Source organism: Methylobacterium sp. XJLW (assembly GCF_003254375.1).
Classification (GTDB): Bacteria; Pseudomonadota; Alphaproteobacteria; order Rhizobiales; family Beijerinckiaceae; genus Methylobacterium; species Methylobacterium fujisawaense.
On the sequence record NZ_CP016429.1, the window covers coordinates 4500577 to 4513251 of the forward strand.

7 protein-coding genes are annotated in these 12675 nt (G+C 71.1%); 3 read left to right on the forward strand and 4 right to left on the reverse strand.

Going from position 1 to position 12675, the window contains the following annotated elements; all coding sequences use genetic code 11:
- Positions 1 to 251: 251 nt before the first annotated feature.
- Positions 252 to 608, reverse strand: coding sequence for a hypothetical protein (locus A3862_RS20880; protein ID WP_236961419.1), 357 nt, complete (start codon positions 606 to 608; stop codon positions 252 to 254).
- Positions 589 to 1806 carry an efflux RND transporter periplasmic adaptor subunit gene (locus tag A3862_RS20885; RefSeq protein WP_043757289.1) on the reverse strand — a complete coding sequence of 406 codons (1218 nt, stop codon included), beginning with the start codon at positions 1804 to 1806 and terminating at the stop codon, positions 589 to 591. The genes A3862_RS20880 and A3862_RS20885 overlap by 20 nt, the downstream gene beginning before the upstream one ends.
- A 112-nt stretch (positions 1807 to 1918) precedes the next feature.
- Between A3862_RS20885 and A3862_RS20890 the strand changes: the two genes are divergently transcribed.
- The 3 genes from A3862_RS20890 to A3862_RS20905 all read left to right on the forward strand — a co-directional run bounded on the left by A3862_RS20890 (position 1919) and on the right by A3862_RS20905 (position 8431).
- Positions 1919 to 5083 carry an efflux RND transporter permease subunit gene (locus tag A3862_RS20890; RefSeq protein WP_043757287.1) on the forward strand — a complete coding sequence of 1055 codons (3165 nt, stop codon included), beginning with the start codon at positions 1919 to 1921 and terminating at the stop codon, positions 5081 to 5083.
- Between the two features lie 82 nt (positions 5084 to 5165).
- Positions 5166 to 6413 carry a DUF2254 domain-containing protein gene (locus tag A3862_RS20895; RefSeq protein ID WP_111473956.1) on the forward strand — a complete coding sequence of 416 codons (1248 nt, stop codon included), beginning with the start codon at positions 5166 to 5168 and terminating at the stop codon, positions 6411 to 6413.
- A gap of 773 nt (positions 6414 to 7186) precedes the next feature.
- Complete coding sequence (locus tag A3862_RS20905; protein WP_043381856.1) at positions 7187 to 8431, forward strand: capsule biosynthesis protein; 1245 nt, start codon at positions 7187 to 7189, stop codon at positions 8429 to 8431.
- 407 nt (positions 8432 to 8838) lie between these two features.
- Here A3862_RS20905 and A3862_RS20910 read toward each other — a convergent pair whose 3' ends face one another.
- Positions 8839 to 11571, reverse strand: a complete 2733-nt coding sequence (locus A3862_RS20910) for an ATP-binding protein (RefSeq protein WP_111473957.1) — start codon at positions 11569 to 11571, stop codon at positions 8839 to 8841.
- Between the two features lie 64 nt (positions 11572 to 11635).
- The gene (locus tag A3862_RS20915) at positions 11636 to 12673 is read right to left on the reverse strand and encodes an HD-GYP domain-containing protein (RefSeq protein ID WP_043381861.1); all 1038 of its coding nucleotides are present in this window, start codon (positions 12671 to 12673) and stop codon (positions 11636 to 11638) included.
- Positions 12674 to 12675 lie beyond the last annotated feature (2 nt).

Genomic DNA, 12675 nt, shown 5'->3' on the forward strand with positions numbered 1-12675 from the left:
GTGGGCGACGACGCCCCTCGCCGAGACCGCGCCTGAAGCGGGACCGGAACCTGGGGCTCTCCCGGGAAAGGACGCGATCCCTCCCGACCGTGATGCCCCCTGCCGTCGGCGCGGCCGCGCCCGACACGGGCCAGGACCGTCGGGGGCGGCGCTCGAACGCCTCCGGCGTGTGGTCATCACCCGGTCGGCTCCGAGGCCCGTCTTGCCCCTCAGGCCCGGCGGGAAGGCCGCTCTCGGGCCGAGCGGATCGCTCAGGGCACGCGCAGGCCGAGCTGCGCCTTGTCCGTGAGCCTTTCGTTGCGGAACGTGAGCGTGAGATTGGCCCCATACGTGCCCCGTCCGGGCCAGGAATAGGTCGCGCGCCGGACCCGGCCGATCGTCAGGTGCGAAATGCGACGGCCATCGCAACCCAGGCGTGCCCGCACCTGCCGATAGGTCATGCCTGTCTTGAGGGCCGCGTACCGCGCATGATCGACACGGCAGCCCGCCGGCGCCGCCGTCGAGGCCGATTGGGCGGCCGATTGCGCGGCCGATGCTTGCAGGAGCGCCAGGATCAGCCCGAGCGAGAAGATGGCTCGCATGGCGCGGTCAGCCCCGATCGTCCGCATCCCGGCCCCCCGTCTTCGTCGCCGGAGGCTTGGACGGGCCGTCGGCCTCCGCGGACCGGATCTCAACCTTGAGGTCCTGCCGCATGTCCTGAAGGTGGTCGGTCACCACCCGCTCGCCGGCCTTGAGCCCGGCCAGGATCGCGGTGTCCTCGCCGAAGCTGTCGCCCGTCGTCACGGGCTTCTGGCGTACGACACCCTGATCGTCGACCACGTAGACGATCTGCTGAGCGAGTCTGGCCGACAACGCGATCGTGGGGACCAGAAGCTTCTCCTCGGTGCCGGTCTTCACCCGGGCACGGATGAACTGACCCGGCAGGAAGCGCTCGTCGGTGTTCGGCAATAGGGCGCGCACGAGGCGACGGGCGGTGCGGGGGTCAAATCGGTTGTCGAGCTGATAGACCTTCGCGTCGCGCATGGCTTTGCCGGCCTCGTCCAGCACCTCCACGGTCACGGGGCCCTTCTGCATCGCCTCGCGCAGCGCCTCGGAATCCTCGGAGGAGAGCGCCATCTGCACGTCGATCGGGTCGAGCTGCACCACCGTGACCAGCTGCGTCTGGTTCTCGATGACGAGGTCGCCGGGGTTGACGATCGACAGGCTCGCCCGCCCGTCGAAGGGGGCGTTCACCACCGCGTAGTCGAGGTTGAGGTTCTGCCGCGCGATCGCGGCCTCGGCCCCCTGGACCTGGGCGGCGGCGGAGGCGGCGTTCGACTGAAGCTGCTGGAGGCGCTGCTCGGAGGCGTAGCCCTTGTCGGCCAGCGTGTCGGTCCGGCTCACCTCGGCCTGCGCGAACTGGAGCTGCGCCTTGGCCTGCGCCTCCTGGGCCTGCGCCTGGGCGAGCGCCACCTGGAACGGACGCGGGTCGATCCGGAAGAGCACCTGCCCCTTCTTCACGTGGCCACCCGGCTCGAAGGGGCGATCGGTGACGTTGCCGGTCACCCGGGCCCGCAGGGCCGCGTCCTGCTGCGCGATGATCGTCCCCGTATAGGTGAAGCTGATCGGCACCGCCTGCGTCCGCGCCGTCGTCACCGTCACGGCGATCGGCGGTTCGGCCTCAGCGGTCTCGGGCGGCCGGTCCGACCAGGGCAGGGCCGCCATCAGCACGGACGGGTCCGGTCGGCCCATCGCGAACCAGCCGCCCGCCGCCAGGACCAGCGCGGCGCCACATCCGAGTAAGCCGTACCGAATCCCCGCCCGCACGCCGCCTGCTCCCCGCTGCGGCGCGCTCGGCGCCGAACCGGACAGGGAACACGCCAAACGCGCTCGCGTTGCACGCCCGGTCCTCGCGGCCACCGACCACCGTCGAGGTCCGATGTTCGCCCGCTTCGTCGATCGGCCGGTCCTCGCGGCCGTCATCTCGGTTCTGATCACCCTGATCGGCGCGGTGGCGGGCCTGACCCTGCCGATCGCGCAGTTTCCCGAGATCGCGCCGCCGATCATCAACATCCAGGCGACCTATCCGGGCGCGAGCGCACAGCAGGCCTACGACGCCGTCACGACGCCCCTGGAGCAGGAGATCAACGGCGCCCAGCACCTCCTGTACATCGCGTCGACCAGCAACACCGACGGCAGCGTCAACCTCGACGCGACCTTCGAGATCGGCTCCGATCTCGACGCCGCCGCCGCAGAGGTCCTGACCCGCGCCAACCGGGCCGAGTCGAAGCTTCCGGCCTCGGTGCGCGCGCAGGGCCTGGAGATCCAGAAGAGCTCCCGCCAGCGGCTCGGCAACATCGTGCTCTACGCCGATCCGGGCTCGCCCTACGACGAGCTGTTCCTGGCCAACTGGGCCGAGACGCAGGTGATCAAACCCCTGCGCCGGGTCGACGGCATGGGCCGGATCCAGAACTTCTCCCAGAAGCGCTACGCCATGCGCATCTGGCTCGATCCGGTGAAGATGGAGGCCCTGGCGATCAGCCCCGATGCGGTGATCCGCGCGGTGAGCCAACAGAATGAGCAGATCACCACCGGATCCCTCGGCAAGCCGCCGACCGATGGGCAGCCCACCGCCTTCGAGCTGCAGGTCGTGACTCAGGGGCGGCTGAGCCAGCCCCAGGAATTCGCCAACATCCTGCTGCGGGCCAACCCCGACGGCTCCGTGGTCCGGGTCCGGGACGTGGCGCGGGTGGAGTTGGGTTCGGAGCAGTACGGCGTGCGCTCCGGCTTCGACGGGCAGCCCTCGGCGACGCTCGGCCTCTACCAGACGCCCGGCGCCAACGCGGTCCATGTGATGGACGGGGTGAAGGCCACCATGGAAGAGCTGGCCCGGCGGTTCCCGCCCGGGCTCAAGTACAAGATCGCCCTCGACCGCACCGAGTTCGTCCGCGAGGCGATCCGCGAGGTGGTCCACACCCTGTTCGAGGCGCTCCTCCTCGTCGTCATCGTCACCTACCTGTTCCTGCAGAACTGGCGGGCGACGCTGATCCCCTCCATCGCCGTGCCGGTGGCGCTGGTCGGGACCTTCGGCCCGATGGCGCTGCTCGGCTTCTCCTTCAACACCCTGAGCCTGCTCGGCATGGTGCTGGCGGTGGGCCTCGTGGTCGACGACGCGATCATCGTGGTCGAGAACACCGAGCGGCTGATGGACGAGGGGATGGAGCCGCGGCCGGCCGCCCGGGAGGCGGTGAACGAGGTCGCCGGCCCGGTGATCGCCACCACCCTGGTCCTGGCCGCCCTGTTCGTGCCGGTGGCCTTCATCCCGGGCCTGACCGGCCAGCTCTACAACCAGTTCGCCCTGACCATCGCGATCTCGGTGATGATCTCGGCCGTCGTCTCGCTGACCCTGACGCCGGCGCTCTGCGGCCTGATCCTGAGGCACCGGCCGGAGGGGGCGCAGGCCCGGCAGAGCCGGTGGAAGGCGCCGCTGCGCTGGTTCAACCGGACGCTGGAGCGGGCCGCGGGCCTCCTCACCGCGATGATCGGGCGGCTCAGCCGCCATCTGGTGCTCGTCGGCCTCGCCTTCGCGGCCTTCGCGGCGCTCACCGTGCTCCTCGTGATGCAGCGCCCGACCGGCTTCGTCCCGAACGAGGATCAGGGCTACTTCTTCGCCGACGTCGCCCTGCCCAAGGGCGCCGCCGTGGCGCGCACCGACCGCATGGTCGAGCGACTCGGCAAGAGCCTGCGGGACATGCCGGAGGTCGATCACACGATCGGCGTCGTCGGGCGCAGCATCCTCGCCGACGCGGTGGCGCCGTTCTACGGGTTCCAGATCCCGGTCCTGAAGCCCTGGGGCGAGCGGACGGCCTCGGCCGACGCCATCATCGCCCGCGTGCAGAAGCAGTTCCGGCACGATCCGGACGGGACGGTGCGGGTGGTCAACCCGTCGCCGCTGCCCGGCCTCGGCACGCGCAGCGGCCTGACCCTGGAGATCCAGGACCGCAGCGGCACCGGGGGCCTCAAGCTCGCCGCGGCGGCGCAGCGCTTCATCGACGAAATGGAGAAGAGCCCCAACATCGCCCAGGCGCTCCCGACGACGAGCTACGGCGTCCCGCAGATCCGCCTGGAGATCGACCGGGCCAAGGCCGAGCAGCTCGGCGTGCCCCTCCAGAACCTGTTCGACGCGCTCGGGACCTATGTCGGATCGAGCTTCGTCAACCTCTTCAACCGCTTCGGCTTCGTCTACCAGGTCTACGTGCAGAGCGAGGCCGCGGGCCGGCGCACGATCCAGGATCTGGAGGCCCTGCCGGTCCTGAACAGCCGGGGCGAGCCGGTGCGGATCGGCTCCCTGGTGCGGGCGGAGTTCACCACCGGCCCCACCGCCGTCCTGTCCTACAACACCTACCCGGCCATCGAGGTGGCGATCGAGGTGGCCTCCACCGCGAGTTCCGGCACGGTGCTCAAGGAAGTCGAGGCGCTCGCCAAGAGCCGCCTGCCGGCCGACTACGCGGTGGAATGGACCGACGTCGCCTATCAGGAGAAGGTCGCGGGCGGCTACGCGCCGCTGATCTTCGGCCTCGGGGTCCTGATGATCTTCCTGCTGCTGGCGGGCCAGTACGAGTCGCTGCGCCTGCCCTTCGTGATCCTGCTCGCGACGCCGATCGCGATCTTCGGCGCCGTCGGCTTCCTGGCGGTGCGGGGGCTCGAACTCGACATCTTCGGCCAGATCGGGCTCCTGCTGCTCGTGGGCCTGGCCGCCAAGAACTCGATCCTGCTCGTGTCCTTCGCGGAGGATCTGCGCCGGCAGGGCGAGGACGTGCTGAAGGCGGCCCAGGACGCGGCGCGCCTGCGCATGCGCCCGATCCTCATGACCTCCTTCGCCTTCATCACCGGCTCGATCCCGCTGGCCATCGCCAGCGGCGCCGGGGCGCATGCGCGCGTCTCCATGGGGACCGTGGTGATCGGCGGCCTCGTCGTGGCGACCTTCATCACCCTGTTCATCACGCCGACCTTCTACGTCGCCTTCGAGCGGCTGTTTGGGCGCCGCGATCCGGCCGCGCCCGAGCCGTCCGGGGCCGGAGACGCGGCACTGCCGGCCGAGTAGCGGCGTTGGTCCGTCGCAGGGTCGGTGGCGCGGACATCGGCGCGGACATCGGGATCGGCGGCGGGAGGGGGCCGAAGCGCGCATGAAGACCGTCATGCCGCGCTGGCGGCTGATCCTGTCCCGAACCCTCCGCCAGGCCTGGGTCCGCGCCGCGCTCTACTGCGTCGGGGGCGTCCTGGCGGCCCTGGTGGCGTGGCGCTTCCAGTTTCACGTCGAGGAGAACTTCGCCCTCAGCGTCGGTGCCGACGCCGTCGGCAACGTCCTGAGCATCCTGGCCTCCTCGATGCTGACGGTGACGACCTTCTCGCTGACCGTGCTGGTGAACGCCCTGGGGGCCGCCTCGTCGGGCGTGACGCCGCGCGCCACGATCCTCTGGAGCGAGGACCGGCGGGCACACGACGCGCTCGCCACCTTCCTCGGGGCGTTCCTGTTCTCGGTTGTGGGGATCGTGGCCTTGTCGACCCGCCTCTACGGGCCGGGCGGGCGCCTCGTCATGCTGGGCGCGACGGTGGTGGTCATCGGCCTGATCGTCGTCACCCTCCTGCGTTGGATGCAGCAGCTCACGCGCTTCGGCCGGGTCGGCGAGACGATCCGGCTGGTCGAGCAGGCGGCGGCCCAGGCGCTGCGCTGCCGGCGCGACCAACCGCATCTCGGTGGCATCCCCCCGGATCCGGCGCACCGCCACGCGCGGCCGGTCCTCGCGGATCGGATCGGCTACATCCAGCATGTCGACCTGGCGGTGCTGACGCGGGCCCTCGGTGGCCGCGACGCGATGCTGGACGTGGCCGTGCTCCCCGGCGCCTTCGTCCACGCCGCCACGCCCCTCGCCTTCGTCGACCCGGAGATGGAGGCCGCCGCCCTGGCGGCCGTCCGCCGGGCCTTCCTGATCGCCGACGATCGTGCCTGGGAACAGGATCCGCGCTTCGGCCTGTCCGTCCTCGCGGAGATCGGATCGAAGGCGCTTCCGCCGACGGCCGCCGATTACGGGACCGCGATCGCGGTGATCGGTGCAGGTTTGCGCGTGCTCTCGGAGTGGATACCGGACCCGGACCGGCCGCCGCGCGAACCCGAGCATCCGCGCATCCGGGTCCCGGCCCTGTCGACCGATGACCTGATTGCGGATTTCTTCCATCCGCTGGCCCGTGAGGGCGGCGGGATCGTGCAGGTCGGCGTGCGGCTGCAGAAGGGCCTGGCGGCCCTGCGAAGCATGTCACCGGAGTGCTTCTCCGCCGCAGCCGCGCGCGCCTCGATCCTGGTCACGGAGCATGCGGGCTTCGCCCTGCTGGTCCCGTCCGAGAAGGCCGCCGTGGAGGCCCTGACCCTGCGCTGATGCCCAAGCGGGCTCGGCCGTCTCGACCGCCGTTCGCCTCATGCGCGCAGGGTGCCGCCGAGGCGACGCGCCGGAGAAGCCTCGGCGCGGCACCGGTCATCGCCGGTTCGGAACTGCCGATGCACTGATCCATTGGCTTACCGGACGCGGAGCGACCGGCTTTCGAGGATGACTGGATTGATGATCCTGATGCACGCTCTCCCTGTCGGCTCCGCACGGACTGCCGTGCGCCGCGCGGCCATGGGGGCCTGCGCGCTGATCGCGCTCTCTGGACCGGTGCTCGCCCAATCGGCGGCGAGCCGGATCGATCAGCCGACGCCGGCCACGCTCCCCCCGGGGTCAGCACCACGCCGGGCAGCCCTTCCCCTGCCGATCGACCGAGCGGCCCTGTCTCACCCCCGAGCGCCCTCTCTTCATCGACGGACGTCATGCGCGGGGGAAATACCGGGACCGTATCCGGCCGGAACAAGGACGCACGCACCAACCCGCTCGATCATCTCTCGCCGGAATACAGGCGGTAGATCGAACGCTCCCTCGGAGGACGTCTCGGGGTTCCGAACCGCACCGGCGGTCGGATGTGCGGTCCATCGTCGGTTGCCGCACGCCGCCGATGGCGGCACGGCGTTCGGGACCGGCCCCTCTGTCGGGTTCTCGTTCCGGTGTCTTTCGGCTGACATGCTTTCGCCGCCTCGCTGTGCGACGGGCTGCGCGAGCGGCATCACAGCCTCGCGGGCCGATCGCGCCCGCGGCAGCCCGAGTTTCGAGAAGCAACGATGAACACGCAGGTCGAGAAGGCGGGGGGCAGGCCTTCGAAAGGCATCGACCGGAACAAGGTGATCGCGCACTCGCTGCGGCAGTTCGCACGCCTGCCGGGCCTTCCCGACACCAAGAAGGGCGTGCGCTCGTACCAGAGTCACGTCAAAAGCGATCCCTGGCTACCGCTCCTCTTCGTCGTCTGCTTCGTCCTGCCGACCCTGGGCGGCGCGATCTTCTACGGCCTGATCGCCTCCGACCGCTTCGTGACCGAGGCACAGTTCGCGATCCGGCCGACCGTCGGGACGGCCGACAAGGCGACGCCGGACACGGTCGGCACGAATGCCGGCGTGATCAAGGCGACGGTCGCCCAGGAAACGCTCATCGCACAGGAATACATCCACAGCCGGCCGCTGGTCGAAGCCGTCGCGGCGGAGCTTCCGATCCGCGACTGGTTCGGTCGCGACAGCATCGACATGTTCTCGCGGTTCAGCCCGGAAAAGCCGGTCGAGAAGTTCCTGAAGTACTGGAAGCGCCGCGTCGACGTCGACGTCGAATCGGCGTCCGGCATCATGTCGCTGACAGTCGAGGCCTTCGACCCCGACGAGTCGCTTGCCATCACGAAGGCCGTGATGGCGGATACCGAGCGGATGTTGAACGACCTGAGCATGAGGTCCCGCCAGGACGCGCTGGACGTCAGCGCGCGTGTCCTGAAGCTCGCCGAGGAGCGGGAGGCGCAGGCCAACGCCGCATTGAACGATCTGCGCAACCGCGAGGGCGTGCTCGACGTCGTCAAGTCGAATACCGCCACCATCAAGGCGATGTCGGAGCTGCGGGACTCGCGCACCAAGCTCGCCATCCAGCTCGCCGTGCTCCAGCGGGATCTCGGCCCGCAATCCCGCAGCATCATCGACCTGAAGCAGCAGATTGCCGATCTCGATGCCAACATCGCCAAGGTTCGGCAGCAGCTGGCCGGCACAGCACCGACGGAGAAGCGGCGCCTCTCGGACGCGCTCACGCGGTTCGAAGACCTCGAGCACGAGCGCGAGAACGCCGAGAAATACCACCGCGACGTGCAACTGGCCTATGACCGGGCCCGGATCGTGGCCCAGCAACAGGTCGTGGCCCTCGTGCCGATCGTCGAACCCGTCAAGGCCGGCTCTTCCACGGAGCCGAGACGGATCCTGATGACGAGCCTCGTCACGGCCGGCGCCGCCGTGCTGTTCGCGGCCGCGATGTTCACCCGCCGGATGATCACGAGCTGACGGGGGCCCGGATCGGTTCTCGTCCGTGACGGTGGACGAGCCGATCGCACCGGAACCTGCCGTGCAGCCGGCGGCGGTATCCCGCGTCGCACCGACGAAAAGGCCCGCCGCGGCGAACCGGGCGGGCTGAGGGAGTGCTTGGGAGGAAGCGCAGCTTTACGAGGCTCGTATCTGGCATACCAGCCCCGGGAACGCAGGGCAGGTCTGCGAAATCACGAGGCATTCCTCAGGGGCATTGGCGCCACTGCCCCGCGGGCGCGCGGCGGCGGGCGACCGTGACATCCCCCAAGCGCCGGCTCCAACGGGCCGGCGGATGCGCGGATCGACTGAGGGGCGGATGTCCCGGGCGGAGCGGGCCCCGCTGCTCCGGCCCATCGGCGCAGGATATCGCCGATCCGGTGTCGATCTCAGGCGGCCACCGCCTGGGCGCGCGTCCGCCCCTCAAGGTCGCGGATCGTCACGGCGAGAAGGGTCTCCAGCCCGTCGCAGGCCTCTTGCGGCTCGGCGCAGGCTGCGTTCCGGGCGGCATCCTCGATGGCGCGCAACCGCGCGACGAGGGCGCGGGCGCCGATATTCGCACTCATCGACTTGAGGCTGTGGGCCGCCCTGGCGATGGCAGGCTGATCCGAGACGGCGAGGGCCGATCGGAGGGTGGCGAGCGCGACAGGGCCTTGCGCCCGGTACAGATCGAGGACGCGGTCCAGGAAGGCACCGTCTCCGAGGCCGAGGAGCCCGTCCAGCACCTCGGCGTCGAGCAGATCGCCGTCTGGCGATGCTTGGGGTGCTGCTCCGGGTGATGCTCCGGTCGGCAAGGCGGCCCGGGCCTCTTCCGATCCCGCCGCAGCCTCCCGTGCCGCGTCCCGGAGGGACGGGACATGCGCCTGCAGGAGATCGGCGAGCTGCCGCAGGGTGAAGGGCTTCAGGAGCGTTCCGTTCATGCCGGCGGCCTCTGCGGCTTCCGCAGCCTCGCCGAGGACGTGGGCCGTGAGCGCGACGATCGGGGTGCGCCGGTCCGTGGCCGCCTCGCGCTGCCGGATCGTCCGGGCGGCCGCGAAGCCATCCAGGACCGGCATGCTGCCGTCCATCAGGATCAGATCGAAACGCTGCGCCCCGGCCGCCGCCACGGCCGCGGCCCCGTCCTCGACGGTCACGACATCGGTCACGCCGCAACGGGCCAGGGCCTCAAGGGCGACCTCGCGGTTGACCGCGCTGTCGTCGGCGACGAGCACCCGCGCGCCCGAGAACTGCGGCATCAGATCGGTCGCGACGGCGACCGCCGCGGACGCGGTGAAGGGATCGCCCGCGGCCAGCGCCGCCAGGAGGGGCCGCCACTCCGCCTGGATCACGGGCCAGCGCAGCACCGCGTCGGCGAGGCCGGACCGGAGAGCCTGATCGGCCGCATTGTCGCCCGCCCCCACCAGGACGAGCACGCGCCCGGCCCGATCCGGCCGGCGACCCGCCGCCACGAGGGCGGCCGCGTCGAGGACCCAGTGGGCGGGGGCGGCGCCACGGTCCGCCGCGACCGGCGCGAAGCCGGCCGCGCTCAGGCTGGCGGCGAGGGCAACCCGGGTCGCGGGACCGGCGGTGTCCAGCACGATCGCGGCCGGCACCGTGCCGTGGCGCAGGATCGGCCGGGCGGGTTCGGCGACGGTCACGGGAATGCGCGCCGAGAAGGTCGAGCCCGCGCCGACGCGGCTCTCCACCGCCACGGTGCCGCCCATCGCGGCGATGATCTGCTGGGCGATCGAGAGCCCGAGGCCGGTCCCGCCGAAACGGCGGGTCGTGGATTGATCGGCCTGCGAGAAGGCCGAGAAGATCGTGGCCAGCTTGTCCTGGGGGATGCCGATCCCGGTATCGGCGACGGCAATGACGAGGCATCCGTCCCCGGCATCGAGCGCCATCCGGACGGAGACGTGCCCGGCCTCGGTGAACTTCAGCGCGTTCGACACGAAATTGCTCACCACCTGACCCAGGCGGACCGGGTCGCCGAGGATCGCCTGCGGCACCTCCGGCGCGATGTCGGCCGCGAGGTCGAGCCCGGCCGCGCGGGCCCGCTCGGCGAAGAGCGTCACCACGGTATCGGCGATCTCGGCGGGGCACACCGGCACGTGTTCGAGATCGAGCTTGCCCGCCTCGACCTTCGCGAAGTCGAGGATGTCGTTGATGATCGCCAGGAGCGACCGGCCGGACCGGGCGATGACTTCGGCGTAGCGGCGCTGGCGCACCGGCAGGTCGGCACTCGCCAGCAGTTCGGCCATGACCAGGACGCCGTTCATCGGCGTCCGGATCTCGTGGCTCATCGTGGCCAGGAAGGTCGACTTGGCGGCGTTGGCGGCGTCGGCGGCCTGCTTGGCCTCCCTCAGATCGGCTGTCCGGGCCTGGACCTCCGCCTCCAGGTGGGCGCTGTGGGCGGCGAGGCGGTGGTCGCGCTCGTTGACCGCGGAGAGCAGGTCATTGAGGGTGCGCGCCAGCGCGCCGACCTCGTCGTCGCTCTCCACGGGGGCGCGCTGCGTGTAATCGTGGCGCAGGCGGACCGCCTCCATGGTCCGGGTGAGGGCCCCCAGGGGCCGCGTGACGCTGCGCTGCAGGTAGAACGACACGCCGATCCCGATCGCGACGGCCAGCAGGGCCGCCAGGGCGGCGTTCTGGCCGGCGGCCCAGACGTGGTCGCGGATGTCGTCGGTCTCGCCGATCAGGACGACCCGACCGACGGGGCGCCCGTTCTCGAGGATCGGCGCGGTCGCCCGGAGACTCTGGGTGGCGAACAGATGAAGGAGCGAGAGATCCGCCCCGTCCAGGGCTGCGTCCTGCGTCAGCCGCAGGCCGATCCCCTGCTCGGCGAGGACGGACCCGTCCGGTCGCTCGATCGCCCCGTAGACGATGGACGGCACGTTGCCGATCGCCCGGAGGGAGGCGGCGGCCGCGGCCTCGTCGTTGGCGGCCGTGGCCCGGGCGCCCCCGTGGGCGAAGACCTGGGCGACGGCCTCCAGCGCCGCTTGCTTGTCGGCGGCGTAGCGGTCGACCTCGCGCCAGACCGACAGGGCCGCCGCCAGGACGAGGGCCGCCGTGACGGCGCCGGTCACCGCCAGCGCCAGCCGGCCGGCCAGGGAACGTCTCGGCCTGAGCCACGCGAGATGCACGCTCTTCTCCTTCAGGCGGCCCGGAGGGCCCGGTCGCGGGACGGGGGCGGCGGAAGAGGCGGGATCAGGCGGCGGCGCGGATGCAGGTCCGCGTCACCATCTCCCAGCCCGCCAGGAAGGCCTCCACGCAGCGCGGATCGAAGTGGCGGCCTGCCTGGTCCGCCAGGAAGGCCCGTGCGCGCTCGAGGGGCCAGGCCGCCTTGTAGGGCCGCTCGGTCACCAGGGCGTCGAACACGTCCGCCACCGCCACGATGCGACCGGAGATCGGGATCGCCTCGCCGCGCAGGCGCTTGGGATAGCCGGTTCCGTCCCAGCGCTCGTGGTGGCTCTCGGCGATCTCGGCGGCGAGGCGCACGACGTCGGAGGTGCTGCCCTCCAGGATGCGCCGGCCGCGCTCGGCGTGCTTCTCCATCTCGGCGCGCTCCTCGACCGTGAGCGGCCCCGGCTTGAGCAGGATCGCGTCGGGAACGCCGATCTTGCCGACATCGTGCATGGTGGAGGCGAGCTTCAGGATCCGGATCTCCGCCGGATCAAAGCCGAGATTGGCGGCGATGATGCCCACGTAGCCGGCCACCCGGGCGATGTGATCGCCGGTATCGGTGTCCCGGTGCTCGGCGGCGCGCATCAGCAGGGCGATGATCTCGCGCTCCCGCGCCTCGATGACCGCGACCGCCGCCGCGACCTCGCGGGCGAGCACCGCGGCCCGGTCCTGCTCCTGCCGGTGGGCCGCGCTGATCGTCATCAGGTTGGTGATGCGCGCCTGGATCTCGACGGGATCGCAGGGCTTGCCGAGGAAATCCGTCGCGCCGGCGCGCAGGGCCTGATGGCGCAGGCTGCGCTGGTCGAGACTCGTCACCATGACGATCGGCACGTGCGCGAAGCCCGGGACCGCCCGCGCCGCCGCGATGACGTCGAGGCCGGTCAGGCCGGGCATGTCGTAGTCGGTGACGACGACCCCGATCCTGTCGACATGCGCCCGCAGGAAGTCGAGCGCCGCCCTGGGGCAGGTGAAGGCGACCGGCTCGCAGCCGGCCACGGGCTTGAGCGCCTGCATGACCAGCAGGTTGTTCATCTCGGAATCGTCGATGATCAGCGCGAGCACCG

Coding starts and splice junctions, on each gene's coding strand:
- A3862_RS20880 (WP_236961419.1), bottom strand. CDS start 608: ATGCGGACGATCGGGGCTGACCGCGCCATGCGAGCCATCTTCTCGCTC.
- A3862_RS20890 (WP_043757287.1), top strand. CDS start 1,919: ATGTTCGCCCGCTTCGTCGATCGGCCGGTCCTCGCGGCCGTCATCTCG.
- A3862_RS20895 (WP_111473956.1), top strand. CDS start 5,166: ATGAAGACCGTCATGCCGCGCTGGCGGCTGATCCTGTCCCGAACCCTC.
- A3862_RS20905 (WP_043381856.1), top strand. CDS start 7,187: ATGAACACGCAGGTCGAGAAGGCGGGGGGCAGGCCTTCGAAAGGCATC.